23 protein-coding genes are annotated in these 26,822 nt (G+C 66.6%); 10 read left to right on the top strand and 13 right to left on the bottom strand.

What is annotated here, in order from left to right; genetic code table 11:
- Positions 1–48: 48 nt before the first annotated feature.
- Positions 49–1,173 carry a slipin family protein gene (locus ACCQ10_RS18980; protein ID WP_372361574.1) on the bottom strand — a complete coding sequence of 375 codons (1,125 nt, stop codon included), beginning with the start codon at positions 1,171–1,173 and terminating at the stop codon, positions 49–51.
- 826 nt (positions 1,174–1,999) lie between these two features.
- Here ACCQ10_RS18980 and ACCQ10_RS18975 point away from each other — a divergent pair.
- Positions 2,000–2,320, top strand: a complete 321-nt coding sequence (locus ACCQ10_RS18975) for a hypothetical protein (RefSeq protein ID WP_372363198.1) — start codon at positions 2,000–2,002, stop codon at positions 2,318–2,320.
- A gap of 153 nt (positions 2,321–2,473) precedes the next feature.
- On the opposite strand, the gene fabR is transcribed toward ACCQ10_RS18975, so the two are convergent.
- The gene (fabR, locus tag ACCQ10_RS18970) at positions 2,474–3,121 is read right to left on the bottom strand and encodes an HTH-type transcriptional repressor FabR (RefSeq protein WP_039411152.1); all 648 of its coding nucleotides are present in this window, start codon (positions 3,119–3,121) and stop codon (positions 2,474–2,476) included.
- Positions 3,122–3,214: 93 nt separating this feature from the next.
- Between fabR and ACCQ10_RS18965 the strand changes: the two genes are divergently transcribed.
- The gene (locus ACCQ10_RS18965; RefSeq protein WP_372361573.1) at positions 3,215–4,291 is read left to right on the top strand and encodes a ferredoxin reductase; all 1,077 of its coding nucleotides are present in this window, start codon (positions 3,215–3,217) and stop codon (positions 4,289–4,291) included.
- Between the two features lie 9 nt (positions 4,292–4,300).
- On the top strand, positions 4,301–5,422 hold the full coding sequence (locus ACCQ10_RS18960; RefSeq protein ID WP_123137646.1) for a fatty acid desaturase family protein: 1,122 nt from the start codon (positions 4,301–4,303) through the stop codon (positions 5,420–5,422).
- Positions 5,423–5,821: 399 nt separating this feature from the next.
- Here ACCQ10_RS18960 and ACCQ10_RS18955 read toward each other — a convergent pair whose 3' ends face one another.
- Positions 5,822–7,393, bottom strand: coding sequence for an EAL domain-containing protein (locus ACCQ10_RS18955; protein WP_372361572.1), 1,572 nt, complete (start codon positions 7,391–7,393; stop codon positions 5,822–5,824).
- A gap of 383 nt (positions 7,394–7,776) precedes the next feature.
- On the opposite strand from ACCQ10_RS18955, the gene ACCQ10_RS18950 reads away from it, so the two are divergent.
- Entirely contained in the window at positions 7,777–7,953 is a 177-nt protein-coding gene (locus ACCQ10_RS18950) for a hypothetical protein (protein WP_068835690.1), read from the top strand.
- Positions 7,954–8,372: 419 nt separating this feature from the next.
- Here the strand turns inward: ACCQ10_RS18950 and ACCQ10_RS18945 are convergent, their stop codons facing one another.
- The 3 genes from ACCQ10_RS18945 to ubiK all read right to left on the bottom strand — a co-directional run bounded on the left by ACCQ10_RS18945 (position 8,373) and on the right by ubiK (position 10,902).
- Positions 8,373–8,882 carry a lipocalin family protein gene (locus ACCQ10_RS18945; protein ID WP_166744882.1) on the bottom strand — a complete coding sequence of 170 codons (510 nt, stop codon included), beginning with the start codon at positions 8,880–8,882 and terminating at the stop codon, positions 8,373–8,375.
- A gap of 199 nt (positions 8,883–9,081) precedes the next feature.
- Positions 9,082–10,602 (bottom strand): YifB family Mg chelatase-like AAA ATPase, encoded by a 1,521-nt coding sequence (locus ACCQ10_RS18940; RefSeq protein ID WP_039411144.1) that lies wholly within the window; start codon positions 10,600–10,602, stop codon positions 9,082–9,084.
- Positions 10,603–10,617: 15 nt separating this feature from the next.
- On the bottom strand, positions 10,618–10,902 hold the full coding sequence (ubiK, locus tag ACCQ10_RS18935) for a ubiquinone biosynthesis accessory factor UbiK (protein ID WP_039411142.1): 285 nt from the start codon (positions 10,900–10,902) through the stop codon (positions 10,618–10,620).
- Between the two features lie 153 nt (positions 10,903–11,055).
- On the opposite strand from ubiK, the gene ACCQ10_RS18930 reads away from it, so the two are divergent.
- Positions 11,056–11,430: a P-II family nitrogen regulator gene (locus tag ACCQ10_RS18930; RefSeq protein WP_199680230.1), complete on the top strand. Its 375-nt coding sequence runs from the start codon at positions 11,056–11,058 to the stop codon at positions 11,428–11,430.
- A 454-nt stretch (positions 11,431–11,884) separates the two neighbouring features.
- Complete coding sequence (locus ACCQ10_RS18925) at positions 11,885–13,858, top strand: glycoside hydrolase family 84 protein (RefSeq protein WP_372361571.1); 1,974 nt, start codon at positions 11,885–11,887, stop codon at positions 13,856–13,858.
- A 219-nt stretch (positions 13,859–14,077) separates the two neighbouring features.
- Here ACCQ10_RS18925 and ACCQ10_RS18920 read toward each other — a convergent pair whose 3' ends face one another.
- Positions 14,078–14,734, bottom strand: coding sequence for an RIO1 family regulatory kinase/ATPase domain-containing protein (locus ACCQ10_RS18920; protein WP_372361570.1), 657 nt, complete (start codon positions 14,732–14,734; stop codon positions 14,078–14,080).
- Positions 14,735–15,281: 547 nt separating this feature from the next.
- Here ACCQ10_RS18920 and ACCQ10_RS18915 point away from each other — a divergent pair.
- Complete coding sequence (locus tag ACCQ10_RS18915; protein ID WP_184372117.1) at positions 15,282–16,094, top strand: outer membrane beta-barrel protein; 813 nt, start codon at positions 15,282–15,284, stop codon at positions 16,092–16,094.
- A 192-nt stretch (positions 16,095–16,286) separates the two neighbouring features.
- Positions 16,287–16,898: a PH domain-containing protein gene (locus ACCQ10_RS18910; RefSeq protein WP_166752626.1), complete on the top strand. Its 612-nt coding sequence runs from the start codon at positions 16,287–16,289 to the stop codon at positions 16,896–16,898.
- 359 nt (positions 16,899–17,257) lie between these two features.
- Here ACCQ10_RS18910 and speE read toward each other — a convergent pair whose 3' ends face one another.
- Positions 17,258–18,115 carry a polyamine aminopropyltransferase gene (gene speE, locus ACCQ10_RS18905; RefSeq protein WP_372361569.1) on the bottom strand — a complete coding sequence of 286 codons (858 nt, stop codon included), beginning with the start codon at positions 18,113–18,115 and terminating at the stop codon, positions 17,258–17,260.
- A 234-nt stretch (positions 18,116–18,349) separates the two neighbouring features.
- Here speE and speA point away from each other — a divergent pair, with 234 nt between their 5' ends.
- On the top strand, positions 18,350–20,236 hold the full coding sequence (gene speA, locus ACCQ10_RS18900) for an arginine decarboxylase (RefSeq protein ID WP_372361568.1): 1,887 nt from the start codon (positions 18,350–18,352) through the stop codon (positions 20,234–20,236).
- Between the two features lie 318 nt (positions 20,237–20,554).
- The gene (locus ACCQ10_RS18895) at positions 20,555–21,682 is read left to right on the top strand and encodes an acyltransferase family protein (RefSeq protein WP_372361567.1); all 1,128 of its coding nucleotides are present in this window, start codon (positions 20,555–20,557) and stop codon (positions 21,680–21,682) included.
- A gap of 257 nt (positions 21,683–21,939) precedes the next feature.
- Here ACCQ10_RS18895 and ACCQ10_RS18890 read toward each other — a convergent pair whose 3' ends face one another.
- The 5 genes from ACCQ10_RS18890 to radC form a co-directional block, all read right to left on the bottom strand.
- Positions 21,940–22,695, bottom strand: coding sequence for an SDR family NAD(P)-dependent oxidoreductase (locus ACCQ10_RS18890; protein ID WP_372361566.1), 756 nt, complete (start codon positions 22,693–22,695; stop codon positions 21,940–21,942).
- Positions 22,696–22,743: 48 nt separating this feature from the next.
- Positions 22,744–23,277 carry a hypothetical protein gene (locus ACCQ10_RS18885; RefSeq protein ID WP_372361565.1) on the bottom strand — a complete coding sequence of 178 codons (534 nt, stop codon included), beginning with the start codon at positions 23,275–23,277 and terminating at the stop codon, positions 22,744–22,746.
- A gap of 6 nt (positions 23,278–23,283) precedes the next feature.
- Positions 23,284–24,171, bottom strand: a complete 888-nt coding sequence (locus tag ACCQ10_RS18880) for an SPOR domain-containing protein (RefSeq protein ID WP_355605521.1) — start codon at positions 24,169–24,171, stop codon at positions 23,284–23,286.
- A gap of 175 nt (positions 24,172–24,346) precedes the next feature.
- Positions 24,347–26,035, bottom strand: coding sequence for an arginine--tRNA ligase (gene argS / locus ACCQ10_RS18875; RefSeq protein WP_039411120.1), 1,689 nt, complete (start codon positions 26,033–26,035; stop codon positions 24,347–24,349).
- Positions 26,036–26,121: 86 nt separating this feature from the next.
- Complete coding sequence (radC, locus tag ACCQ10_RS18870) at positions 26,122–26,799, bottom strand: RadC family protein (RefSeq protein ID WP_039411118.1); 678 nt, start codon at positions 26,797–26,799, stop codon at positions 26,122–26,124.
- Positions 26,800–26,822: the final 23 nt, after the last annotated feature.

Here is a 26,822-nt window from a genome sequence, read left to right as displayed (position 1 = left end):
CATTCCCTTGCGGCAGTGCGTGGCAGATCCTTCCACCACGCGCAGCCTTCATTGCCTGATCGTCACCAATTGCTTCAGCACGCCATCCAGGCCGCCGAACACGGTGAGCTTGTCGATCTTTTCGGTGACCTTTTCCAGCGCCTCCAGTTCCTTCAAACGCATCAGCACCGGGCTGTCTTCGATCAGCTTGGCGGTGTTGAGCAACGAACGCGTGGCGTTGGCCTCTTCACGCCGGCGGATGACGTTGGCTTGCGCCTGCTTCTCCGCCTGCACGACCGCATTGAGGATCTCGCGCATTTCGCCCGGCAGGATCACGTCCTTGACGCCGACGCCCAGCACCTCTATGCCGAAGCCGCTCATGCTGCCACGCACATACCCGAAGATATCCGCATCCAGGCAGGCCTTGTCGCCCAGCAACTCGTCCAGCGTCTTGGCCGACACTGCACGGCGCAAGCCGTATTGCAACTCGCGGTACAGATAATCGCCCGCCTTGGCCACGCGCGTGCGCATCGCCACGGCATCGGTGACGCGCATGCTGGCGGCCAGGTTGACCCGCAACGACACCTTGTCGCGCGTCAACAGCTCCTGCCCGGAGACCTCGACCGACTGCACGCGCAGATCGATCACCTCGGTGGCGATGTTCTTCTGGAAATTCCAGAATGCGTATGCCCCCGGTCCGAATGGCGCGACCAGCTTGCCGTCCACGAACACCAGCCCTTGCGACTCGGCGGGCACGTCCATGCACACTGCCACCCGCGACAGCGTGCCGAGCTGACGCAACCTGCGCTGCACATCGGTAGGCACCTGCAGCCCATCGCCCAGCGGCAGGGTCTGCACTTCGATCGCTGCCGGGCCACGCCAGTACAGCGCGCGCGTGCCCGGCGGCAGCACCTCCTCAAGCTTGCCGTTGCGGATCAGCAGGCCGACCTGCGCGGTCCCGATATCGGCCAGCACGAAGTGTTGCGGCAGGGGGCTGCCGAGCGTGTCGATCAGCATCTCCGCAGCGGGGCCGCCATAGGCGCCCTGGGTGATGGCGTGGACGATGACCTCGCTGCGACCCAGTGGGTCGAACAGGCGATAGACACCGGGGACGAGCACGCGCTCGAACCGACGGTTGCGATACACCAGGCCGCGCTCGCCGTCACCGATCACGACCCTCTTGGTCCAGAACATGGCACTACTCCTTTCACATTTGGCGCTGGTGGTCCGATCCGGGGGGATATAGCCGTCGCGCCGCCCGGATCGGACTGCTGGCGAGACGTCTGCCGATGCAACGCGGCGTTGAAAGGTGGAAACGCCGGTGACGGCGGCCGTGCGGGGCGCGATGCGCTATTGGCGCTTGCGTGCGCGTTGCGGGCGCTGTGCGATGGACTGCGCAGCGGTTGCGAACGGTGCAGCGTGCGCGTTCAGGGCGAGGGCCCGGCAATGGCGCCGCTGCTGCATGTAGTCAGGCGATGGATTGCCTGTGTGCCTGCGGCATGGGCGTTTCCGTAAAGGGACTTGCGTCCCGAGAGATGACCGATAAGGTCATGCATGGAGCGGGATTCGAACCCGCGACAGACAGATTAGAAATCTGTTGCTCTACCCAACTGAGCTATCCAGTGGTGAGTATTCCGGAATCGAACCAGGCCTGCGGATTGCGCCGCCGCTCCACCAGGAGCCGATACTCATAACAAGAAACATTGAGAAAGCGTTCGGTATACGCCACGGCATCGCCGCGCGCACCAGCTGGAATAAACTCCAGGCCGCTGAATCTCTTCCGCAGTGTTTCTGATCACCGTTTTATTCAAACGGTAATCTTGTATGTGCATGACCACGCGCGACCCGTGCCCGGCACCTGGGCACAGCGCTTTCGCGCCTGACCGCATGCAACGTCCATGTTGTCGGGCAATCCATGCCCGGGTGCCTGGAAGGTCATCCACACGATGCGATGCGAACGCGCAAACGAAAACGCCCCCGGATGCAGCATCCGAGGGCGTTCGCTTGCCTCGGAGATCGGGTGACCGATCTCCTCGTCAGGACATCAGTCGAATCGGGTGTTGCGCACGGCTGCTTTCTTCGTGCGCACAAACGACGCCGCGCGGTGTGCGCTGGGCAGTCGATTGAATGTGGCGGAATGGAGCAGGGGCATGAGGTCGGTTCGTTGAAAATGCAGGCGTACCTGCTGAGGGCGCGAACATTACCTGCGTCCTTTTCATTGCGCAAGCACTTTATGCAATTATTTTTGGATTATCTTTCGGATAGTCGAAAGAGAATGCAGCTGTGTAACGATCGCAAGGCGGTATTGGATTTGAATGCGACGGTCGGTATCCGGCGATGACCTGATGTCAGGCATTGCAGAGGAAGCACGCCGACAGCACGTAGCAAGCATTTGTCAGACGGTATGTACGGCGTGCTAAGCATCGGCGTGTGCGCTGGTCCATGCGCCGATGCCGCTGCTCGTTCGCGGCAACGCCATCGCCAACGCGAACAATCAGCCGCCGTGCGTGCCCAGGGTGCGCGCGCCGGTGAGGATCATGCGCAGCATCTGCGAGATCTGTTCGACCAGCTCGGGATCTTTTTCCGGCGGGGAGTCCATCGCCACCGCGCCCATCGCAAATACCAGCCGGGTGATCGCCTTGGACACCAGCGCCGGCGCATGCAGCTTGGCATTGTCGGCGGCGGCCAGGCGGATCAGGTCCACCCGCAGCTCGTCTTCGAAATAGGTGAGTTCGCGCTCCACCGCCTGCTTGAAGGCGTCCGAACCCACCGCACCTTCGCGCAGCAGCACGTGCAGCAACTTGTCGTCGGCGCGCAACTGCTCCATGAAGGCTTCCACCGAGACGCGGATGACGCTGCGGTCGGTGGAGGTGGCGCGCTGGCGTGCCTGGCCGATGATGGTGCGCAGCGAGCGTCCGGCCAGGTCGATCAAGGCCACGGCGAGCTCGTCCATGTCGCGGAACTGGCGGTAGAAGCTGTTCGGCGCGATGCCGGCCTCGCGCGCCACTTCACGCAGGCTCAGGGTGGACAGGCTGCGGTGCGGGCCGATCAGCGACAACGCCGCGGCGATCAGGTCCTCGCGTGAAATCGCCGGCTTGCGTGACGGCGGCGCGTCGTGGGAAGGCAGGGCGATGGAGGTCATGAGGCAGCAGCCGGGCGTGGGCATGAATCATAGCGCTTCCGGCCGATATACAACTGTATACACGTGTGTGCATGCACGCGTATAGTGCACCCTATGAGCCTGGCATCCACTCCCAAGTCCAAGTCCCCCCTGCCTGCACGGCTGGCGCGCCGCCTGGTGTCGCCGCAGCTGTTCGATTTCTGGGCAACCCGGATCAACCCGCTGTGGACGCTGGAGCGGCCGATGGCCCGCCTGGTCGGGCGCAGCGCCGCCAGCCGCGATGCGGTGACGCTGGTGTTGCAGCCCAATGGCCATTGGCAGGGTCTGCAGGCCGGTCAGCACGTCAGCGTTGGCGTGGAGATCGATGGCCGCCGCCTGCTGCGCAGCTACAGCCCGACCGTGCTGGCCGACGGCCGCCTGGCGATCACCGTCAAGGCGATCGAAGGCGGGCAGGTCAGCCGGTACCTGGCGCGCGATGCAGCGCTGGGCACGGTGGTGTCGCTGGACCCGGCCTTTGGCGACATGCTGCTGCCGGCTACCCCCACCCCGTTGCTGTTGCTGGCCGCCGGCTCGGGCATCACCCCGATGCGCGCGCTGCTGCAGGCCGCCGCGCAGGCCGGCATGCCGGTGGACGTGGACCTGCTGTACTGGGTGCGCCAGCGCGACGAAGCCTGCTTCATGGATGAGTTCGAGGCGATGGCTGCGGCGCATCCGCGCCTGCGCGTGCGCCTTCTCACCACTCGCGAGGGCCAGGCACCGGCCGCGCGCGTGGACAGCTATCCGCTGGAGCAGATTGCCGCGCTGGACCGGCGCCATGTGATGGCCTGCGGCCCGGGCGGTTTTGTGCAGGCGGCGCGCGAGCGCTTGCAAGGGCGCGTGGCCGCATTCCAGGCCGAAGCCTTCAGCGTGCCGGCACTGGACGAAAGCGAAGCCGGGCAGGTGCAGGTCCAGCTGTCACGCAGCGGCCGTACGCTCACCCTGCCGCGCGGCCAGTCGCTGCTGGAAGGACTGGAAGCCCAGGGCCTGCGGCCGAAGCACGGCTGCCGCATGGGCATCTGCAACAGCTGCGCCTGCGCGCGCCAGTCCGGCACCACGCGCCACCTGCTGACCGGTGAGCGCAGCAACGAACCCACCGCACAGGTCCGCCTGTGCATCAGTGCCCCGAGCACTGACCTGATCCTGGATCTGTAAGGAACCCTCATGAGCCGAGTCCACAACCGTGCCCTGTCCGCTGCCGAACTGCAGTCCTTCGGCGACGAACTCGATGCCATCCGCGCCCGCGTGCAGCGCCAGGTGGGCGCCGACGATGCGCGCTACATCCGCCGCATCGTGGCGGCCGTGCGCTGGACCGGCGTGGCCGGCCGTGCGCTGCTGTTTCTGGGTGCGTTCGTGCACAGCGTGCTGATCCCGGCCTGGATCGCCGGCGTGGTGCTGCTGACGTTGTCCAAGATCCTGGAGAACATGGAGCTGGGCCACAACGTCATGCATGGCCAGTACGACTGGATGGGTGACCCGCAGCTCAACGGCAACACCTACGAGTGGGACATCGTCGCCACCGGCGACAACTGGCGCAAGACGCACAACTTCAAGCACCACACCTACACCAATGTGCGCGGCATGGACGACGACATCGGCTACGGCCTGCTGCGCATCTTCCCCGAGCAGCGCTGGCGCCCGTTCTACCTGATGCAGCCGTTCATCGCGGTGGTCTTTGCGCTGCTGTTCGAATGGGGTGTGGCGATCCAGGACCTGCGCCTGGGCCGCTGGTTCGCCGGCAAGATGAAGGCAGCCGAATTGCGCGCCTCGTTCCTGCCGGTCGGCCGCAAGATCGGCCGCCAGATGCTCAAGGACTACATCGTGTTTCCGGCGCTGGCCGGCCCGTTCTTCCTGACCGTGCTGCTGGGCAACCTGGCCGCCAACGTGCTGCGCAGCATCTGGACCTTCGTGATCATCTTCTGCGGCCACTTCACCGCCGATGCGGAAGTGTTTCCGAAGGAGTCGATCCGCAACGAGTCGCGCGGGCACTGGTACCTGCGTCAGCTGCGCGGTTCGTCGAACCTGACCGGCGGCAAGCTGATGAACGTGCTGTCGGGCAACCTGAGCCACCAGATCGAACATCACTTCTATCCGGACCTGCCGGCCAATCGCTACGCGCAGATTGCGGTCGAGGTAAAGCAGATCTGCGCCCGTTACGGCCAGCACTACAACACCGGCTCGCTGCCGCGGCAGTTTGGCCAGGTGATGTGGCGGATCGTGCGGCATGCGTTTCCCAGCCGGCCCAAGCCGGTGCGCGAACGCAGCGGCGCATTGCAGAGCGCCTGATCGGGCGCGCTGCCGCTATCGGAAGGCCGCCATTGGCGGCCTTTCTTTTTGCAGGTAGGCCGCGTGGCAATGGTGGTGGAGATGTCCAGTCCTGGGTTCTTGCGCGCAGGCTGGTGCCTGGTTCGGCCATAGGTAGCGCCCGTCGCTGTCCTGCGGCGATAGTGGTCAGTGCTTGGGTGCGCAACTGGAGCAGGATGCGCTGCGCGCCTCAGCCTGGCCGGGCGCAGCACCGACTTTCCCGTCGCGGTTGGGTGATCGGCTCGCGCGTGTCTGTCGATGACGCGCTCAGCGCCAGCCCATATCGGTCGGCGATGGGCGCGCGACGCGGCGGCAGATCTGCCTTCGACCCACCGCTGCAGCGAGCCGACCCGGCACGTGCGGGTGATGCCGCCGAGTGGATCAGTGCGCCGCGCTGCGGGTCTGCGCGTGGTAGGCGATAAAGCCGGTTGCCGGCAGCGCGCGCGAGAACAGCCAGCCCTGCGCCAGGTCCACGCCATGCGCGCGCAGGTAATCCAGCTGTTCCTGGCGCTCCACGCCCTCGGCGATGGTGCGCAGCTGCAGCGTCTTGGCCATCTCGATGATGTGCGCGGTCACCGAACTGGTGGCCGAGTGGGTGCCGATGGTGTCCACGAACGACTTGTCGATCTTCAGCGCATCCAGCGGCAGCCCCTGCAGGTATTGCAGGCTCGAATAGCCGGTGCCGAAATCGTCGATCGACACCGTGTGGCCGGCGCCGCGCAGGTGGGTGATGGTGGTGCGCGCCGCGTCGATATCCATCAGGCTGCGCTCGGTCGCCTCCACCCACAGTTGTCCGCTGTCCACCCCGGTGCCTTGCAGCGCCTGCGCCAGGACCGACTGCACCCGGCCGCTCTTGATGTCGTCGGCCGACACGTTGATGGCCACATGCAGGGTCGGGTCGGCGGCCAGGGTGGGGCCGAGCTCGCGGATGACCTCGGCCACCACCAGATCGGTGATCGGCAGGATCAACCCGCTTTCTTCGGCCAGCGGAATGAAGGCATCCGGCGGCACCAGCACGCCGTCGGGTTGCTGCCAGCGCACCAGTGCCTCGGCACCGACGCAGTGGCCGCTATCGAGCGAGATGATGGGCTGGTAGTGCACGATGAATTCGCCGCGCTGCACCGCAATCTCCAGCCGTGCCAGCGGCGAGAGGCGGCGCCGCGACACCCACAGCACCAGGCCCACCAGCAGCACGGCCACCGCGATGCCGGCTGGCATCACCTGCAGGCGTGCCGCAGCCAGCGGCCCGCGCAGATAGGCCGCCGGCTCGGTCACCACCGCCGCCCAGTCGCCACGGCGGTCGCGGCCGTACAGCACCTGTGGCTGCGTGTCGCCGTCGGTGCGGGACGTGGCGGCGTCGGCGGGCGGCGCCACCAGCAACTGTTCGGCCGCGGTGCCGGTGCTGCTGAGCACCTGGCCGTCTGGCGTGCCGATCGCCAGCTGCAGGCCCGGCGGGATGTTGATGTCGGCCAGCGTGTTCGGATTGATCAGCGCGTTGTAGTTGCCCAGCTGCAGCGCCATCAACGGATGTTGCGGATTGGCCAGCGGCAGCAGCCGGGTGGTCACTGCAATGCCGCGCTTGACCACGAAATCCGGAGCGGTCTGCGGGATGTTGTCGGGAAACTGCCCCCACGAGGTGCAGCGCAGCCAGCGTTGCCGAAAGTGGCCTAGCTCGACGATGTAATGGCTGGTCAGCACCAGCGCGCGCATCTGCGCCAGATGGGCGGGCGAGCAGGGCGGCACCTGCGAGGCGGCCATGCTCAACAACGCGCCATGGGCTTCGTCGAAGGCCGTGTCGGTACGCCGGATCGACAGCGCCGCCAGTTGGCTGAGCCTGCTCTCCTCGCGCGACAGCGCCAGCCGCCAGGCCAGGTAATACGACAGTCCGATCGGGAGCGTTGCGCACAGCACCACCAGCAGCACGGTCAGACTGATGATGCGTTGACGCTTCATGCCCTCACCCGCATCGACAGACAGGCCAGCTCACGCACACGGCCTTGCATGATGCCGGTGGCGCAGCACGCATCGAGCCAGTGCCATGGCACTACCACCGCGCCAGGCAGTGCGCCGTAACGGCGTTAGGTGAACAACGGAAGTGGACGGATGAGGCTGCACGTCGCGAATGTACGACACACGCGTGCATTGCGCGCGTCCGCGGAGCGAAGTCGCTGTGATTTTCTTGCGGCGGACCATGTACGCACAGGGTGGCCGCTGCGTTGGAGGGATTCACGCGCCTGCACGCACGGGCGCGCTAGGGTCGGTGCGTCTGTGCTCGCCCCCGCGGGCTGCGGGGCCAGCCGGTCCCCCTGCAAGGCGCTCTCACTGGAGGAATCACCATGACAACGCAGAAAGAACGCGTCGGCGGCACCGACGCAGTGCCGATCTTCAAGATGCACGAAACCACGCGCGATGGCGAACTGATCAAGTACGTGGTGGGCGATACCGGCGTGGCCTTCGATAGTCTGGAAGGTGCCCAGGCCGCGGCCAAGGATCTGGGCACCCTCAACGGGTAAACCGGCCGGGCGGTAGGGCCGCCCATTGCGCGCATGAACCGGTGCGGCCGGGTCAGGATGGCGGTGCCGATCTGGTAGTGCTGGTCCGGGCCCGGCCGTTCTCATAAGGCTGCCGGTAGGAGAGAGGAAGGGTGTGGTGCGGCATGCGCCAGCTCGCGCCGCAGGCTGGACGACGCTGCGGCGGCTGTCGCCGCAGTCACGTCGGCGCGCCAGCCGAGTCCGGGCGACATGCTGCGGCGTCGCACGTGCGGCGTTGCGAGCGTGAGTGCGTGGCGCGGATGCTGCGTCGTCGAACGTGCCCCGGATCAGTTGGCTTTCCGTCGCACGCGCTTGCACTCAGGCGCTGCAGGAGGCAGGTCGAACGGGGCACCGTGCAACTTCTCGGCTGTCGCGCAGCAGCGCTGGCGCCTCGCGGGGTTTCAGGGAAGCGGTTGTTCGGTCGGCCGTCCGGTGTGTGGGGTGTGGATCAGCGGTGCCAGATCGAACCCCTGCTCGCGCGCCTGCGCCAGATAGGCCTGGGCGATGTTCTCATCCAGCTGCGGCAGCCGCGCCAGCAGCCACAGGTACTTGCGATCGGGGCTGCCCACCAGGGCGGCGGTGTACTCGGGATCGATCCGCATCACCCAATAATCGCCTTTGGTGAAGGGAATCCAGCGCAATCCTTCGGGCAGGAACGTCACTTCCAGCCGACCATGCGTGTCGTCGATGGCGCGGGCCTCTCCCACGGCCTCTTCCAGCTCGCCCGCCGCGGTCAGGCAGCGGTTCTGCACGCGCACGCTGCCGTCGTCCTGCAGCGAATAGTGCGCCGACACGTCGGTGCAGTCTGCATCCTCGAAGCGGATCGGCAGCCGTGCAATCTCGTACCAGGTGCCCAGATAGCGGTTCAGATCCAGCGACGGAACGGTGGTCAGGTCGGGATGTCGGCTCATGACGGCCTCTGCGCAATGGAGTGGCAGACGTTGTACGTGGAGCGCCATGAAGTGGATGTTGCGATGTCCCGCCTTGCGCTCGATGCGGCGACCAAGCATCGCGCGGCGCTGCCCGCAGTCGCACATCACTCAGGGCGTGCGGAAGCCGCTTGTGTTGCTCCAGTCGCCGCAGCAAGGTTCCGGCATTTTCGGCCGCCCGCTAGGCCGCGCTGGCAGGGGCAAGCGCGCGATCGAGCTTGCGATAGCCGATGGCTTCGGTCAGGTGGCGCGTGGCGATGACGGCACTGTCGTCCAGGTCGGCGATGGTGCGCGCCACGCGCAGGATGCGGTGCATCGAGCGTGCGGACAGTTGCAGGTGCTCGATCGCGCGCTCCAGCAGCAATTGGTCGTCGCCGTGCAGGCGGCAGTGGCGATCGGTGTCTGGCTGGTCGAGGCGTGCGTTGGGCAGCGGGCCGCGCGCAAGCTGGCGCTGCCGCGCGGCGACCACGCGTGCACGCACGCTGGCGCTGTCCTCGCCCGGGTTGCCACTGCGCAGCGCTTGCGGTGGCAGGCGCGGTACGTCGACATGCAGATCAATGCGGTCCAGCAGCGGCCCGGAGATGCGGCTGCGATACCGGCGGATGCTGTCGCTGCTGCAGCGACAGCGCCCGCTGCCATCGCCGGCCCAGCCGCACGGGCACGGGTTCATGGCGGCAACCAGCTGGAACCGTGCCGGGAAATCCACGCTGCGCGCTGCCCGCGAGATCGTGACCAGCCCCGATTCCAGCGGCTCGCGCAGGACCTCGAGCGTCTGTCGTTGCCACTCGGGCAGCTCGTCCAGAAACAACACGCCGTTGTGGGCCAGCGAGATCTCGCCGGGGCGCGGGTGCGTGCCACCACCGACCAGGGCGACCGCACTGGCGGTGTGATGGGGGGATCGGTAGGGCCGCTGCCGCCAGCGCGCCAGATCCAGCCCGCGCCCGCTGATGGAGCGGATGGCGGCGGTTTCCAACGCCTCGGCATCGCTGGCGTCCGGCAGCAGGCCGGGCAGGCGCGAGGCGAGCAGGGTCTTGCCGCATCCGGGGCTGCCCATCAGCAGCAAGTGGTGGCTCCCTGCGGCGGCGATCTCCAGTGCGCGGCGTGCGTGCGGTTGGCCACGCACATCCGCCATGTCGGGCAGGGCCGCTGTGTCCAGGGTGGCCACCGCCAGCGCGGCGGCTGGTGCCTGCTGGGTGCCGTTGAGCGTGGCGCACACCTCCAGCAGGGTGCGTGCGGTAAAGGCCTGGACATGCCCGGCAATGGCGGCTTCGGCGCCATTGGCCAGCGGCACGATCAGCCGCCGCCCGGCCTGCGCGGCCGCCAGGGCCGCCGGCAGCACGCCGTCGACGCCGCGCAACTCGCCGGTCAGCGCCAGCTCGCCGAGGAATTCGTAGTCGGCCAGCGCCTGCCGGTCGATCTGCCCGCTGGCAGCCAGGATGCCGAGTGCGATTGGCAGATCGAAGCGACCGCCGTCCTTGGGCAGATCCGCTGGCGCCAGGTTGATGGTGATGCGCCGCGCCGGGAATTCAAACTGCGCACACAGCAGGGCCGCACGCACGCGTTCGCGCGATTCGCGCACCGCCGCCTCGGGCAGGCCCACGATCTGGGTGGAGGGGAGACCCCCGGAGAGATGCACTTCCACCCGGACCTCGGGCGCTTGCACCCCTACGCGGGCACGGCTGTGCACCAGCGCCAGACTCATGGTGGGCGGCTCAGCTCAGGGACTGTCGGCGCTGGCAGCGGCGCTGGGCGGTGCGCCCGCTGCGCGCGCTTCCAGTGCGGCGACGGCCTGTTCGAGCGCGTCGAGCTTTTCGCGCGTGCGCAGCAGCACCGCGCGCTGCACGTCGAATTCTTCGCGGGTGACCAGGTCCAGCTTGCCCAGGCCGGCCTGCAGCGCGCCCTTGAAGGTGCTCTGCAATTCTTCGCGCGATTGGCGCAGGCCCGGTGGCACCAGGTCGCTGAGGCGGCGGGCGAGGTCGTCGAGCTGATTGAAATCGATCATGGTGTTCTCCGCAGGTCCGTAGGAAGCCTAGTGCAGGCCGGGACACGCGGGACATCGGCAAGGCAGTCGGCAGGCAGTAAGGATAGTCCCATTCGGCTGTGGTCCGCGGTGACGGCGCTGCCGCATTAGATGAGTGTTGCCTGCGTCCACGGTATGCTGCGCGGCCGTCATGCCCTGGGATCTGCACCGATGAAAATGATCATGGCCATCGTCAAACCGTTCAAGCTCGACGATGTGCGCGAAGCGCTCGCCGGCTGCGGGGTGGCAGGCATCACGGTGACCGAGGTCAAGGGCTTCGGCCGGCAGAAGGGGCATACCGAGCTGTATCGCGGCGCCGAATACGTGGTCGACTTCCTGCCCAAGGTGAAGATCGAAGTGGCGGTGACCGACGACCAGGCCGAGCGCGTGGTCGAAGCCATCGTGGCGGCGGCCGGCACCGGCAAGATCGGCGATGGCAAGGTGTTCGTCTACGACCTGGGCACGGTGGTGCGCATCCGCACCGGCGAGCTGGATAGCGACGCACTGTAGGAGTGAGCGCACGCCGTAGGCCGAGCCTGCGGCGGCGTTGCTGGTCTCCGCGCGACCGCGATGCCCGGGTCGAACGTGTCGGCATCAACGGGCCCGATCGACGACAAGCAGGCCAGCGCGTGATGCCAAAGGGCTTGCGCGACGGGGTTTGCGGTTGCCTGGCGGCTGCCTCCATGAACGACGCACCAACCAGCGGTGCGCCTACCGGTACCGACAAGAATCCGTTGACCGTGAGTCGGCTGTCGCTCCGAGCCGCGTAGCCATCTCGCTTCATACCATTTCAATACCGCAGCCTGCAGGCTGCGCAGCGCCGTCGCCGTATTGCGGAAACTAGGCAACAACGGTTTTCGTCACGCGCAAAACGGACTCGACCCAAGGCACGGCGCGCTCTTGTCCCCGCGTAGCGACTTGCCTACTCTAGGCGTTAATACCATTCCAATACCGGAGTTCGGACATGAAGCGACGCAGTGGCAAGTCGGGCTTGCGCCTGCTCCCGATGATGGTGGCGCTGGGCCTGGCGACATCGGCGCTGGCCGAGCCGGTCACCCAGCCGGCGATCTTTCCGACCCCGGTGTCGATCACCCTGGATGGCGAGACGATCAGCCTGGGCCGGTCCGTGGTGCTGGTGGTCGCGCCGGGCGCGGACAAGGCGACAGTCGCGCTGGTGCGCGGCATCCTCACCACGGCCGGCGTCAGCAACATTGCCATTGCCACGCGTCTGCCCGCCACGCTGGACCGCCCGCACATCGTGCTTGGCACTGGCGATGCGGCAGTGGTGCGCGATGCGCTGACGCGCAGCAAGGCTGTGCAGGACACGCACAAGGAGGGCTACACGCTGGCCAGCGTTGCCCTGGATCGCGGCAGCCTGATCACCCTGGCCGGCCACGACGGCGATGGCCTGTTCCACGCCGCGCAGACGCTGCTTCAGCTGCTCGCGCGGCCGGCCATCCCGACGCTGGTGATCCAGGATTACCCGGCCATGCCGATCCGCGGCACGATCGAAGGCTTCTACGGTGCGCCGTGGTCGATGAGCGACCGCAGCAAGCACATCGACTTTCTTGCCCGTACCAAGGCCAACACCTACATCTACAGCCCCAAGGACGATCCGTACGCGCGCGACCGCTGGCGCGAGCCGTATCCGAAACCGACCTTGAAGGCGCTCGGCCAGCTGGCTGCCACCGCCAAGCGCAATCACGTCGATTTCGTCTACGCGATCTCACCGGGCCCGACCGTGTGCTTCTCAGATCCCGCCGACGCCAAGGCACTGCTGCGCAAGTTCGATGCGTTCCGCGTGCTGGGCGTGCGCAGCTTCTATGTGGCGCTGGACGACATCGAATACACCAAGTGGAACTGCGAACGCGACAAGACCACCTTCGGTGAGTCCGGTGCGCAGGCGGCGGGCATCGCGCAATCGCACCTGCTCAATCTGGTGCAGGCCGATCTGGTTGCGCGGCACGATGCAGCGTCGGAATTGATCATGGTGCCGACCGAGTATTACGACGCCAAAGAGAGTCCATACAAGGAAGCGCTGCGCAAGCATCTGGACCCGAAGATCGTGGTGCAGTGGACCGGCACCGACGTGGTGCCGCCGGCCATCTCCATTCCCGATGCGCGCGCCGCCACCAAGGCGTTCGGCCGCAAGACGCTGCTGTGGGACAACTACCCGGTCAACGATTTCGAAACCTCGGCCGGACGCCTGTTGATGGCGCCCTACGCGCGGCGCGAGGCCGGCCTGTCGGCCGAATTGTCGGGCATCGTCTCCAACCCGATGAACCAGGAAGTGCCCAGCCGCGTGGCGGTAATGGGCTTGACCGCCTTCGCCTGGAACGACAAAGGCTACGACGCACAACGCACCTGGCATGCAGCAGCGCGCGATCTGGCCGGCGGCGATGCGCGCGTCACCGCGGCCTTGCTGACCTTCTTCGACACCCAGCACCTGGCGCCCACCTTCGGCAGCCAGCCGTGGCAGGAACAGGCGCCACGGCTGAAGGCCGTGCTCGACCATGTGCGCGAAGCGATCGCGCTGGGCGATGCGGCCGCGCGCACGCAGGCGATTGCCGAGCTGGCGCGTACGGCCGACGAGATGGCCGCCGCGCCGCAGATCATCCGTGACGGCGTGGCCGACAAGGGCTTTGCCGCGCAATCGCGTCCCTGGCTGGAGGCAATGGAAGGCTGGGGCCGCGCGCTGCAGCAGACCGCAGCCGGGCTGGATGCCGCCAATCGCGGCGGCACCGAGGCACCGGCATTGTTTGCGGACGCGGCTGCGCTTGCAGCCAAAGCGGCAGCCATTCCATCGATTCCCGGCGCCACCCGCTTCGGGGGCCCGGTCAAGATCGCCGACGGCGTGCTCGACCGCTTTGTCACCGATGCACCGAGCCTGATCGCCTATCGCACGCCGGCAGTTGCCGCTTCGGCAGCAGCAAAGTGATGGGTTAGTGCGCAGGCACCGCGACGCGCATGGGTGACTGTTCGCGTTGCGGTGCAGGCAACCGCGCGAGCGCCCTAGCCATCCGCGTCGCAGCACGTGGTATGCACAGAGCACTCGGGGACGTTCCGCGCTGCAGATCAAACCGATGCGATCGACGCAGCGGATGACGCCACAACGTTGGCCAGCCGCTCCAAAGCGGCTCCCGGCCAGCAGCGCTGGTTACGCAGTGCCTTTCAGACGCCGATACAGCCGCTTCCAGCCGCTGCGAACGGCATGCACCCAGCGCGGTTCGGCGCTGTGTGCGGCTTCGTCGGCCGTCGGTGCGATGCCGGCCAGGCGCTGGCGCATTTTCTGGAAGTTGGCCACGTCGCTGCGTTGCAGCTGACGCGCCAGCGTGCCGCGACGCAACCAGCGCGGGAATCGCCACGCCGAAGTGAAATCGATCAGCACCGGCACGCCCGCACTGACCACCACATTGGTGCCATGCAGATCGTTATGGGTGATGCCGAACGCATGCAGCCGGCGTAACGCCTGCTGCAGTTGCTGGAAGACCTCCTGGCCCACCACCGCGCTGGCGCTGAGGGTGTCGCCGGGAATGAATTCCATGCCCAGCGCCAGGCCACCCAGCGTGCCGAGCAGGGCCGGCGCATGCCGCCATCCCTTCAGCTGTTCCAGCATCCTGGCCTCATGGCGCACCATCAGCCGCGCGACCGGCGCCAGCAGCGTGCGGCGGTAGCGGCCGTAGTCCTTGACCACCGCCAGTTGCCCATCCATGTGGGTGCGGTAGACGTCGGGTTCCAGCAGGCGGGTGCCCTGCTTGAGCAACACGGGCGTGACAACGTGCAGGCTGGATACGTCCAGCGGTTGGTAGTGCATGGCAGTTCTCCGGACCTTGGCGGCGCGGAGATGTCGCGCGTTGCGCAGGTTCACGATGATCGCGAGGGATCGGTCTGCGCAATTTTAGAACTTGTGAGTATTGAAATTACAGTTGTTTAACAAATGAAATGTTCCGGAGGTGGAACGGCGTTGCTAATCAGTCGCTTGGCGGCCTCGTCCCGAAAGGTTCGCGGGCATTGCGTGGGGCCGCGCGTGCGCGCGCAGGAAGCCGGCATTGGCGATGCCAGCTGCCTGCTTCGATCAGCGCCTGACTTGCGGTCGCTTCAACCGGGCGTGAGCGGTCACATCTCTTCTTGACAGCTGCTGAGACTCCAGACACTGTGCCGGCTGCGGTCAGGGGGCTGCATCACGCGTTAGTACGGGCACGTTCTCAGGGGCGGCGCCTGGATCGATGTCGCACGACATCCGGTGATGCCGGGAAAGCCCCCGAATTCGACAGCAACTGCGCCACTTCCAGACGCCGTCAGGTAACCCCTGCGTGCGCAAGGATGCGGGAACGATGGAGTACGACTCATTGGGGGAAGCGATGAAAAGGACCGCAACACTGCTGTTGGCCTGCACGGCCTTCGGCGTCACGGCACAGGCCTCGGCGCAATCGTTGTCGCGCGGCTGGGACAGCTACCGGCAACAGCAAAAGCAGCAGACCGGCACCCAGGACGCGAGCGCGCCGGCAGCGCAGTCATCGCGCACCTCGCAAGCCGGCATCGGCGGCGCGCCGGTTGCCGTCGGTGGAAGCGGCACCAGCCAGACCGGTGAGGCTGGCGGATTCAGTACGGTGGCCGAGCAGGCGTCGGTAGTGGCGGCGCCGGTCGCGCCGGCCTACGTACCGCCGCCGCCGCGCGAAGAAGAGCAGCGCCTCAAGAGCGGCCTGTTCCTTGGCGTGCAGAGTGGCAAAGCCAAGGTGTTTGAAAACGGCAAGCAGGATATGCAGGGCTTTAACGTTGGCTACCGCTGGCGCGCAGGTCCGGTCACATTGATCGGCATCGAAGCCGCAACCGGGAAAGTGGATGGTTCCAAGGATGCGGATGGCTTTGTCGTCATTCCCAATGTGGATTTTGGCAGCATCGGTGGAACGGCGCGCTTCAACTTTGGCGATGTTCCCCTTTTTGCGCTTGTGCGGCTGGGCTATTGGGGCGGCAAAGCGAAAGGTGAGGACTACAACGAGCGCGTCTATGGCGCCTACGTCGGCGCCGGTCTTGGTGTAGATATCGGCAAGCACGTCAGCTTGAGCGCGCTTTACACGAATTATGTCTACGCTGACGAGTATTACGACGACTACGAGGACCTCACGATCAATCGTGCCGAAGTGCTGAGCTTCGGAGCCGAAGTCCGCTTCTGATGCGGTTCGATGGTCACGAAGGGTGGGCGGCAACGTCCGCCCTTTTTCGTGAGCTAGCGTTGCATCGGCTGCGCAGTGGAACGCAGCGCAGGTGACGCCGTGCCGCCGGAGCTCACCGGCATTGCATAGCCATCCATGCAGGTTGTTGTAGTGTCGTGGTCAACGCAGTGATTCAGCCGTTGGCGAGGGCCTATGGATGCAGTGGCGCAGTTTTTGACAGACGAGCAGGATCCGGTGGCAGTCGGCAAGATCCTGCCCAAGGTCAGTGAGTTGCTGACCCGCGACGAGCAGGTCGAGTACATCGCGGTGCAGAAGAAGATGGTGATGAACCTGTCGCCGGATGCGGTGGTGCTGACCAACCGCAGGTTCATCGTGGTCTACCCCACGTTGTTTGGCATGACATTCCGCGACTTCCCCTGGCGCGAGGTGCTCGATGTGCACATGAGCGAACAGATGCTCGGGGCGACCATCATGTGCCGCACCACCCAGGGCACCTCCGCCTCCATCGATAGCCTGCCCAAGAAGCAGGCGCGGCGCGTCTATGCCTATGCGCAGCAGGTGGAAGAATCGGCCTACGAAAAGCGCCAGCAGCTGGAGATCGACAAGTTGCGTGCGGCGGCCGGTGGCGTGGTGGTGCATGCGCCGGGTGCGCAAGGGGCGGCAGTGCCATCTCAGGGCGGTGCCGTTCCCGCCACAGACGATCCGGTGCAGGTGTTGAGCAAGCTCAAGCAATTGCTGGATGCGGGGCTGGTCACGCAGGACGAATTCGACGCCAAGAAAACGGAAGTCCTGGCCCGGTTATAGGCTCATACATTGGTCGGCATGGCATGGGCAGCGGCATCGACGGCAGCGTGACGCTGCAATGGCGCGCAAGACCGATGCTTCCCGCGCACGGCTGCACTGTCGATCGATCGCCGTTCAAGGGAATGTGAGCGGCGCATCGCCGCACCATCGGCATCGGTGCGCCAGCACACCAGGCGCAACGCACTGGCAGATAAGCCCGCGCTACAGGGGCGCAGGCAGTCTCGTCAACGGGCGGCTGCCGACAGCCTGGGCGTCACTTCCAGGCCGTTGCGGCCGGTGTCGTCAATCGGCCGCAACCATTCAAGCATCGCGCCTGCGCGCGCCTTCCGCGCCCGCAGGCGAAGGGTTGTTCGCTGCGCTTACTCGCCCAGTGCCTTGGCCACGAACGGCGGGGCGACCAGCACGCCGGTGTGCAGGTGGGCGGTGTAATACAGCGTCTCGAAGCCCTTGGCCTGCGCGGCATCCTGACGGAACGCGAAATCGGCCTTGGCCTGCTTGCTGGCCATGGTCACGCTCCACCAGCCGGTGGGGTAGCACGGCTGCGGGAACGGCAGGGTCTTGAACGACTGGAAGCCGGCCTTGCCCATTTCGGTGCGCATCTCGTTGATCAGGTCCAGCAGCGCCAGCGGCGATTCGGACTGCTGCACCAGGATGCCGTCGTCCTTCAACGCCTTGAAGCAGCTCTCGTAGAACGCCTTGTTGAACAGGCCCTCGGCCGGGCCCACCGGATCGGTGGAGTCGACGATCACGATATCCACGCTGCCGGCCGGGCAATTGGCCATGTAGGCCACGCCATCGTCGAACAACAGCTCGGCGCGCGCATCGTGGTTGGAATCGCACAACTCGGGGAAATAGGTCTCCGACATGCGGGTGACCTGCTCGTCGATATCGCACTGGGTGGCGCTTTCCACGCCGGGGTGCTTGAGCACCTCGCGCAGGGTGCCGCAGTCGCCGCCGCCGATGATCACCACGCGCTTGGGCGCGGGGTGGGTGAACAGCGCCGGGTGACTGATCATCTCGTGATAGAAGAAGTTGTCGCGGCTGGTCAGCATCACCGCGCCGTCGATGAGCATCAGCTTGCCCCAGTCCGTGGTCTGGTAGATCTCGATCTTCTGGAACGGGGACTGCACCTCGTCCAGCTTGCCGCTGATGCGGAAGCCGATCGCCGACCCGGTGGGCTGGAAGTGTTCGATGTACCAGTTGTCGTTGGCGCTCATGCAAAAATCCTGAAAAGAAGGGGAGCTGTCCCTTCTCCCACCGGGAGAAGGTGGCGCAAAGCGCCGGATGAGGGTCGGGCGCAGCCTCGTGCAGTCAACCTGCGCAGCGGCTGAACCTGCATTCCACCCCGCTCCAGCAGGAGAGGGGCGTGAAGTCGGCGCGGATTGTAACGGACCCTGCGCATGCCAGGCGTTACACTTCACGCCCTTTTTTATTCCAGCCGAGACAGCGAAATGAGCGATTGGTCCCTCGACCAAGCCCGCAAGACCTACTCGATCCCGCATTGGGCCGATGGGTATTTCGATGTGAACGCCGCCGGCCACGTGGTGGTCAGCCCGACCGCCGACGGCCCGTCGGTGTCGCTGCCCGAAGTGGTGGACGCCGCGCGTGCGGCCGGCGCCAAGCTGCCGCTGCTGGTGCGCTTCCCGGACATCCTGGGCCAGCGCCTGGGCAAGCTGCAGGCGGCCTTTGCGCAGGCGCAGTCGGAGTGGGACTACGCCGGCGGCTATACCGCCGTGTACCCGATCAAGGTCAACCAGCACCGCGGCGTGGCCGGTACCCTGGCCGGCCACCACGGCGACGGTTTCGGGCTGGAAGCAGGCAGCAAGCCGGAGCTGATGGCGGTGCTGGCGCTGTCGCGCCCGGGCGGGCTGATCGTGTGCAACGGCTACAAGGACCGCGAATACATCCGCCTGGCGCTGATCGGGCGCAAGCTCGGCCTGCAGACCTTCATCGTCATCGAAAAGCCTTCCGAGCTGAAGCTGGTGCTGGAAGAAGCACGCGCGCTGGACGTCAAGCCGGGCCTGGGCGTGCGTATGCGCCTGGCCTCGCTGGGCGCGGGCAAGTGGCAGAACAGCGGTGGCGACAAGGCCAAGTTCGGGCTGTCGCCCCGGCAGGTGCTGGACCTGTGGAAGACCTTGCGCGACACCGAGTACGCCGACAGCCTGAATCTGCTGCATTTCCACATGGGCTCGCAGATCTCCAACGTGCGCGACATCGCCAACGGCATGCGCGAGGCCACCCGCTATTTCGTGGAGCTGTCGCGCCTGGGCGCCAAGATCAGCCATGTCGACGTCGGTGGCGGCCTGGGCATCGATTACGAAGGCACCCGCTCGCGCAGCTATTGCTCGATCAATTACGGCCTGCATTCGTACGCCAGCAACATCGTGCAGCCCCTGGCCAGCGCCTGCGAAGAGCACGGCCTGACCCCGCCGCGCATCGTCACCGAATGCGGGCGCGCAATGACTGCGCACCATGCGGTGCTGATTACCAATGTCTCCGAAGTGGAGCAGGCGCCGGAAGGCCGCGTGCCCGATGCGCACGACGATGAACCGGCGGCCATCCGCCACCTGCGCGAGATCCACGACGAACTGGATGTGCGCCCGGCGGTGGAACTGTTCCAGGAGGCGCAGCACTTCCATGCCGAGGGCTTGAGCGCCTACGCCCTGGGCCAGATCGACCTGACCCATCGTGCGCGTATCGATGACCTGTTCTATGCCATCGCGCACGGCGTGCGTGCGCGGTTGAGTTTCGACGAAAAGAGCCACCGCCCGGTACTGGACGAGCTCAACGAGCGGCTGGTGGACAAGTACTTCGTCAACTTCAGCGTGTTCGAGTCGATTCCGGATGTGTGGGCGATCGACCAGGTGTTCCCGATCGTGCCGATCGAACGCCTGAACGAAGCGCCGCAGCGGCGCGGCATCATCGCCGACATGACCTGCGATTCCGATGGCATGGTCAAGACCTATGTCGAGAACGAGAGCCTGGACAGCTCGTTGCCGTTGCACACGTTGAACCCGGGCGAGAGCTACCGCATCGGCTTCTTTCTGGTCGGTGCCTACCAGGAAATTCTCGGCGACATCCACAACCTGTTCGGCGATACCGACGCGGTGGAAGTGGCGGTGGACGGCGATGGCTATCGCATCGTGCAGCAGCGTCGCGGCGATACCACCGACGTGATGCTCGACTACGTGGGCTATCAGCTGGATACGCTGCGCGCGACCTACGCCGAACGCATCGCCGCCGCGCAGCTGCCACCGGAGCGCGCAAAGGAACTGAGCGACGCGCTGGAAGCCGGGCTGACCGGCTACACCTATCTGTCCGACGAACCATTGGGCTGATCGTGCACGCGCTGCGGCACTGCCGTGGCGCGCAGTAGGGCGCTGGAGCCATGTCACGCCGCTCGCCTGGAGCGGCAGCAGCTGCTGCGATGGCGCGACGATCGCGGTGCCGGTGTCGTGCCCCCACCAGGTTGACCTGCACCCGCGTTGCCGCTGATGGATGGCGATGCGCGCATCACCGACAGGGACTGTCTGCGGTCGCATGGCATGCCGGGGCGGCACTGCCCGATGCAATGGCAACGACACGGCCGCCACATCCCGGCGCCATCACACCGGCCATGCGGCACAATCGACGTCCTTCAGTCATCGAGCGTGCGCATGCGCTATCCCGCCCTGGACCTGCTGCGTGCAATCGCCATCGTCTGGGTGATGCTGTTCCATTCGTTCGTGGTCGGCGGGCTGGGGCCGGACTGGGCGTGGCTGTCGCGCTATGGCTGGATGGGCGTGGACCTGTTTTTCGTGCTGAGCGGCTTTTTGATCGGCAGCCAGGTGCTGACGCCGCTGGCGCGCGGGCAGCGGCTGGACTTCACCGATTTCTACCTGCGTCGCGCCTTTCGCATCCTGCCGGCATTTCTGCTGGTGCTGATCGTCTACATCACATGGCCGGGGTTTCGCGAGGCGCCCGGGTTGGCGCCGTGGTGGATGTTTGCCACCTTCACCCTGAACCTGTTCGTCGATTACGGCCAGCAGGCTGCGTTTTCGCATGCCTGGTCGCTCTGCGTGGAGGAGCACTTCTATCTGGTGTTTCCGCTGCTGGCCATGGTGTTGCTGCGGCGCCCGTCGGCCGGGCGATTCATCGCGTTATGCATGGCAGTGGTGGTGGCAGGCATCGCCTTGCGCACCAGCGCCTGGCTGCATAACACCGCGCTGGACCAGATCGGCGATGGCCAGCAGCGCAACTGGTTCGTCGAAGATATCTACTACCCCACCTGGAACCGCCTCGATGGCCTGCTGGCCGGTGTGATGCTCGCGGTGCTGAAAGTCTTCCGCCCGCAGACCTGGCAACGGCTGCAGCAGTACGGCAGCGCGTGGTTGCTGGCGGGCGTGGCGGTGCTGGCGCTGGCGATGTGGTTGTTTCGCGAGCGCACCGGCCTGATCGGCAATGCCGTGGGCTGGCCGGTGCTTTCGCTGGGCTTGGCATTGCTCGTGCTGGCCGGCACTGCCACCGGCAGCGCCTTCGGCCGGCTGCGGGTGCCGGGCGCAGCGTGGCTGGCAGCCATCTCCTACAGCCTGTATCTGACCCACAAGGCCATGTTCCATGTGACGCAGAGCTGGCTCGGCGCCGCGCTGGACGGCCACGGCCTGCTGGCATTTGCCGTCTATGGCGGGGTGGCGCTGCTGGTGGGCGCGTTGCTGCACTACGCGGTGGAGCAGCCTTTCCTGCACCTGCGTGGAATGTTGCTGCGGCAGCGCGCCAGGCCGGCCGGTGGTGCCGAGGCGGCGTAGCGTGCCCACGCCGCTCAGCACCACTGCTGCCGCGTGCGCTCTGGTCAGACTTCGGCCATCGATCTCATGCCGATGATTGCTTGGCAAACGACGCTGTGTGGCATCGCCGTTGCCACGCGCGCGTGCCTTGATCGCATGAATGCGTTCCTGGAAGAAAAGCCGCGCAGTGCGCGGCTTCTCAGGCATTGCGCGATGGCGTCTTGCCTCCGTGCGCGCTCGGCCCTTGCCGATGCATGCGTCCAGCATGCCGCGGCATGTCACTGCGCGTCGCGCGCCACCTGAAATCCGGCGAACGATTGCGTCACCGGCATGATTTCCAGCCGGTTGATGTTCAAGTGGGCCGGCAGGCTGGCGACATAGAAGATCTGCTCGGCGATGTCGTCGGCGGTCATCGGCGTGGCACCGCGATACAGCGTGTCCGAGGCGGCCTGGTTGCCGCCGGTACGCACCAGGGTGAATTCGGTTTCGGCCATGCCGGGTTCGATCGAGGTCACGCGCACGCCGGTGCCGTGCAAGTCCGCGCGCAGCCCCAGCGAGAACTGCTGCACGAAGGCCTTGGTGCCGCCGTAGACGTTGCCACCGGTGTATGGGTAGGTGGCCGCGACCGAGGCGATGTTGATGATGGCGCCGCGGCGCGCGATCAGCGCCGGCAGCAGGCGATGGGTGAGCGTGACCAGCGCGGTGACATTGGTGTCGATCATCTGCTGCCACTGGGCCAGGTCGGCCTGCTGCGCCGGCGCGGTGCCCAGCGCCAGGCCGGCGTTGTTGACCAGCACATCGATGTCGGCGAACGCTGGCGGCAGCGCGTCGATGGCAGCCGACAGGGCCTGCGCATCGCGCATGTCGAACGCGGCGGTGTGGACCTGGCCGGCCGGCAGCGCGGCCGCCAGCGCCTGCAGGCGCTCGGCGCGTCGGCCGGTGGCGATGACCTTCCAGCCAGCGGCGGCGAAGCGGCGCACCGCAGCGCTGCCGAATCCGGAGGTGGCACCAGTGATCAGGGCGGTCTTGGACATGCGGAACTCCAGGGGGACGGGGGATTCAGGATTCACTGCAAGGCAGTTTCAGAGCGCAGGGGGCGGACTTGCCATTGCGGCACGCCGCGCACGCAGCATCTCTTCGGTCACGCTCTCGCGCGAGACGACATGGCCACGGCGCAGCCGCAGCACCACGTAGGCGCCCGCTGCGTGCGTGGCAGGCGTCGCGGTGGACGGCAGTGCGACGATCACTTCGCCATCCACCCACACGGCCGGCACTGGCGCCGGCTGGCCGGGGAACAGGACGTCCAACGGCAAGGTTGGTGGCGCATCGGCGCAGGCGCCCAGCACGACGCGATCAAGCACCAACTGCTGTGCGTCCAGACGCCAGTCCGCGCGATAACCGCGCCAGTTGGCGGTGCAGCTGCCCATCGCACTGCGTGCGTGCGCCACGAAGCGCGTCCAGGTGGCCGGGTCATCCAGGGGCCCGGACAACGGCTCGGCCAGCAACGTTGCCTGCTGGCCGTCGATCTGGATGCGGTCGCGGATCTGATCGGTGGCCTGGGCCGTGCCGGTCAGTGCCAGCGTTCCCAGCAACAGCCCGGCACAGCGTCGCAGCATGCGCGCTTACTGCGCCTTGATCGCAATGGCCGGCAGGCCGCTGCCGGTGAGTTTCTGCTTGGCCTCGGCCAGTTCGCCGGCGCTGCCGTAAGGCCCCATGCGCACGCGATAGACGGTTTTCCCGCTGATTTCGGCCGATTCCACGCGTGCGGCCAGCCCCATCATCGCCAGCTTGGCCTTGGTGGATTCGGCATCGCCGGAAGCGCCGAACGAGCCGGCCTGCAGGATGTAACGGGTGTTGTCGGTCACCACCGCTGCAGCGGGCGAGGGCGCTGCAGCCGCAGGCGTTGTCGCAGGCTTCGGCGCCGTGGCCGCGGGCGTGGTGATGGCCGCAGTGCCGGCCGGCGCCGGCGTGGCTGCCGGCCGTGCCGGAGCGGTTTCCGGCAGCGGTTTGGGTGCGCTGGCGGCAGATTCGTTCAAGGGCACCGGCACGCTGGCGGCTGGCGTGGCAGCGGCCACGCTTGCGGCCGCACCGGGTGCTGGCGGCACCGGCTTGCCTTCCAGCGCTGCGCGCGCACGCGCGGCCTCTTCGGCGCGTGCGCTGGCGGCCAGCTCGGCATCGGACATCTGCACTTCCTTGCCGGGCAGCAAGGTATAGAAGTCGTACTGAGTCTGCGCATCGCCGGGCTTGGGCTGCGGCTTGGCAGGCGGCGTGCTGGGTTTGGGCAGTTCGGCAGGGGTATCGGTGTCGGCGTCGGCCACCGGTTCGGGCTGGGCGTCCGGGTTGGCCCGCGGGCCCACGCGCAGGAAGCCGTCGCCGTCCTTCTTGAACAGGTTGGGGGCGGCCAGGAAGATCACTGCCGCAATCGCGGCGCCCGCCACCAACCACACCCAACCGGGGGTGCCATTGCTGGTGTTGCGTCGTGCCTGGCTCTTACCGCGTCGTGCTGCCATCTACCACTTCTCCGAATCATGTCGTTGCGGGCCGTGGAAGGCCCTGCGTGTAGCGCGCGCGATCCGCGTCGCCGTCAGGCGGTTGCGCCCGGCAGTTGGCACGGCCCGCGCGCGCTGCGACCGCGCGGCGCGCGCGCGCCCGGTCGATCGCCGCGCCTGCGTTTTCCGGCAGCGCTTACATCTTTTCCGGGGCGCTGACGCCGAGCAGTTCCAGGCCGTTGGCCAGCACCTGTTGCGTTGCGACCGCCAGGGTGAGCTTGGCGTCGCGCTCGGCGGCATCGTCTACCAGCACCTTGCTGTTGTGATACCACGTGTGGAAGGCGTGCGCCAATTCACGCAGGTATTGCGCGATCTGGTACGGCTCCAGTGCCTGACCGGCGATTTCCACCACTTCCGGGTAACGCGACAGCTCCAGCATCACGGTGAGCGAGTGCTCATCGTCCAGCCGGGCGAGCTGGGCAAGACCGTGGCCTTGCTCGTATTTGTAGCCCTTTTCCTGCGCCTGGCGCAGCACGCTGCACACACGCGCATGCGCGTACTGCACGTAGAACACCGGGTTGTCGTTGCTCTGCGCGCGTGCCAGGTCGATGTCGAAGGTGAGCTGCGAATCGGGCTTGCGCGCGATCAGGAACCAACGCACCGCATCGGCGCTGGTTTCTTCGATCAGATCGCGCAGGGTGACGTAGCTGCCGGCACGCTTGGACAGCTTCACTTCCTCGCCGCCGCGCATCACCGTGACCATCTGGTGCAACACGTATTCCGGCCAGCCCTGCGGGATCCCCAGTTCCAGCGCCTGCAGGCCGGCGCGCACGCGCGTCAGCGAGCCGTGGTGGTCGGCGCCCAGTTCGGTGATCGCGCGCTCGTAGCCGCGCTGCCACTTGGTCAGGTGGTAGGCCACATCCGGCACGAAGTAGGTGTAGGTGCCGTCGGACTTGCGCATGACGCGGTCCTTGTCGTCGCCGAAGTCGGTGGACTTGAGCCACAACGCGCCGCCTTCCTCGTACGTGTGACCGGAGGCGATGAGCTTTTGCACCGCCTCTTCGACCTTGCCGTCCTTGTACAGCGAGCTTTCCAGGAAGTAGATGTCGAAATCGACGCGGAAGGCGGCCAGGTCGTGGTTCTGCTCGTTACGCAGATAGGCCACGGCGAAGCGGCGGATCGATTCGAGGTCCGCCGGATCCTTGGTGCCGGTGACCAGGTGGCCTTCCAGGTCCACGGTGTCGCCGGCCAGGTAGGCATTGGCCACGTCGGCGATGTAGTCGCCGCGGTAGCCGTTCTCCGGCCAGCCCGCGCTGTCGGGGGTCAGCCCCTGCGCGCGTGCCTGCACCGACAACGCCAGGTTTTCGATCTGCACGCCGGCATCGTTGTAGTAGAACTCGCGCTTGACGTTCCAGCCGTTGGCGTCGAGCACGCGCGCCAGGCTGTCGCCGATCGCCGCCGCGCGGCCGTGGCCGACATGCAGCGGGCCGGTCGGGTTGGCCGAAACGTATTCCACGCCCACCGAGCGACCATTGCCGGCCAGGCCGCGGCCGTAGTCGTGGCCCTGCTTGATCACATGCGCCACTTCGCGCTGGTAGGCGGTGGGGGCGAGGTGGAAGTTGATGAAGCCGGGGCCGGCAATCTCGACCTTGGCCACGTCCTCGCTGGCCGGCAGTGCGGCCACCAGCGCCTGCGCCAGCGCGCGCGGATTGCTGCGCGCCGCCTTGGCCAGCAGCATCGCCGCATTGGTGGCGAAGTCGCCGTGTTCGCGTGTCTTGGGTCGCTCGACCACAAAATCCGGCGGCAGGGTGTCGGCAGGCAGGGTGCCGTTGGCGCGCAAGGCTTCGATGCCTTGGCCGATCAGTGCGCGGAGTAGGGCTTTCACGTGGGATCTGCTTGGAACCAAACCAGCGATTTTACCCGACCGCGGGCCCTGGGGTCCGGGTGATGGTTCAGGTCAACGCGGCGGCCTCATCGCAGCCAGCCGCGCTCGGCCAGCGAGACGGGGCGGCCATCGCCGATCACAAAATGGTCGAGCAGGCGGATATCCACCAGTTCCAGGCCCTGCGACAGGCGCACGGTGACTGCGTGGTCGGCCTCGGACGGCTCCGGATTGCCGGAGGGATGGTTGTGGCCGACGATCACCGCCGCAGCGTTGTGCAGCAGCGCCTTGCGCACCACTTCACGCGGATGGATATCGGCGCCGTCGATGGTGCCGGTGAACAGCTCCTCGAAGGCGATTGCGCGATGGCGATTGTCCAGGAACAGCGCCGCAAACACTTCGTAGGGCCGCGCGCGCAGCCGCTGCGAAAAATAGTGGCCCACGCTGAGCGGGTCGCTGAGCACGTCGCCGCGCTCCAGCTCGCTCATCAGGTGGCGATGCGCCAGCTCCATCGCGGCGCTGAGCTTGCACGCCGATGCCGGGCCCAGCCCGGGCAGCCGCGCCAGGACCTTGGGCGGACGATCCAGCAGCGGGCGCAATGGGCCGTGGCGATCCAGCAGATCGCGCGCGGTCTGCACCGCATCCTGGCCGCGCAGTCCCGAGCCGACAAAGATCGCCAGCAGCTCGGCATCGGAAAGCGCAGCGGCACTGCGCGCCAGAAGTTTCTCGCGCGGACGTTCGTGGGTGGGCCAGTCGTGTATGTGCATATGGCGAGATTGCCGGTGCTCAT

This window comes from Xanthomonas sp. NCPPB 1325 (assembly GCF_041477645.2).
Lineage (GTDB): Bacteria > Pseudomonadota > Gammaproteobacteria > Xanthomonadales > Xanthomonadaceae > Xanthomonas > Xanthomonas cannabis.
The sequence above is the reverse complement of the archived record's forward strand: the minus strand, read 5'-3'. Positions and strand labels throughout refer to the sequence as shown.

What these genes read in the sequence shown, in the direction of transcription:
- ACCQ10_RS18980 (WP_372361574.1), bottom strand. Translation starts at nt 1,173, where the DNA reads ATGTTCTGGACCAAGAGGGTCGTGATCGGTGACGGCGAGCGCGGCCTG.
- fabR (WP_039411152.1), bottom strand. Translation starts at nt 3,121, where the DNA reads ATGACCTCCATCGCCCTGCCTTCCCACGACGCGCCGCCGTCACGCAAG.
- ACCQ10_RS18965 (WP_372361573.1), top strand. Translation starts at nt 3,215, where the DNA reads ATGAGCCTGGCATCCACTCCCAAGTCCAAGTCCCCCCTGCCTGCACGG.
- ACCQ10_RS18960 (WP_123137646.1), top strand. Translation starts at nt 4,301, where the DNA reads ATGAGCCGAGTCCACAACCGTGCCCTGTCCGCTGCCGAACTGCAGTCC.
- ACCQ10_RS18955 (WP_372361572.1), bottom strand. Translation starts at nt 7,393, where the DNA reads ATGAAGCGTCAACGCATCATCAGTCTGACCGTGCTGCTGGTGGTGCTG.
- ACCQ10_RS18950 (WP_068835690.1), top strand. Translation starts at nt 7,777, where the DNA reads ATGACAACGCAGAAAGAACGCGTCGGCGGCACCGACGCAGTGCCGATC.
- ACCQ10_RS18945 (WP_166744882.1), bottom strand. Translation starts at nt 8,882, where the DNA reads ATGAGCCGACATCCCGACCTGACCACCGTTCCGTCGCTGGATCTGAAC.
- ACCQ10_RS18940 (WP_039411144.1), bottom strand. Translation starts at nt 10,602, where the DNA reads ATGAGTCTGGCGCTGGTGCACAGCCGTGCCCGCGTAGGGGTGCAAGCG.
- ubiK (WP_039411142.1), bottom strand. Translation starts at nt 10,902, where the DNA reads ATGATCGATTTCAATCAGCTCGACGACCTCGCCCGCCGCCTCAGCGAC.
- ACCQ10_RS18930 (WP_199680230.1), top strand. Translation starts at nt 11,056, where the DNA reads ATGCTGCGCGGCCGTCATGCCCTGGGATCTGCACCGATGAAAATGATC.
- ACCQ10_RS18925 (WP_372361571.1), top strand. Translation starts at nt 11,885, where the DNA reads ATGAAGCGACGCAGTGGCAAGTCGGGCTTGCGCCTGCTCCCGATGATG.
- ACCQ10_RS18920 (WP_372361570.1), bottom strand. Translation starts at nt 14,734, where the DNA reads ATGCACTACCAACCGCTGGACGTATCCAGCCTGCACGTTGTCACGCCC.
- ACCQ10_RS18915 (WP_184372117.1), top strand. Translation starts at nt 15,282, where the DNA reads ATGAAAAGGACCGCAACACTGCTGTTGGCCTGCACGGCCTTCGGCGTC.
- ACCQ10_RS18910 (WP_166752626.1), top strand. Translation starts at nt 16,287, where the DNA reads ATGGATGCAGTGGCGCAGTTTTTGACAGACGAGCAGGATCCGGTGGCA.
- speE (WP_372361569.1), bottom strand. Translation starts at nt 18,115, where the DNA reads ATGAGCGCCAACGACAACTGGTACATCGAACACTTCCAGCCCACCGGG.
- speA (WP_372361568.1), top strand. Translation starts at nt 18,350, where the DNA reads ATGAGCGATTGGTCCCTCGACCAAGCCCGCAAGACCTACTCGATCCCG.
- ACCQ10_RS18895 (WP_372361567.1), top strand. Translation starts at nt 20,555, where the DNA reads ATGCGCTATCCCGCCCTGGACCTGCTGCGTGCAATCGCCATCGTCTGG.
- ACCQ10_RS18890 (WP_372361566.1), bottom strand. Translation starts at nt 22,695, where the DNA reads ATGTCCAAGACCGCCCTGATCACTGGTGCCACCTCCGGATTCGGCAGC.
- ACCQ10_RS18885 (WP_372361565.1), bottom strand. Translation starts at nt 23,277, where the DNA reads ATGCTGCGACGCTGTGCCGGGCTGTTGCTGGGAACGCTGGCACTGACC.
- ACCQ10_RS18880 (WP_355605521.1), bottom strand. Translation starts at nt 24,171, where the DNA reads ATGGCAGCACGACGCGGTAAGAGCCAGGCACGACGCAACACCAGCAAT.
- radC (WP_039411118.1), bottom strand. Translation starts at nt 26,799, where the DNA reads ATGCACATACACGACTGGCCCACCCACGAACGTCCGCGCGAGAAACTT.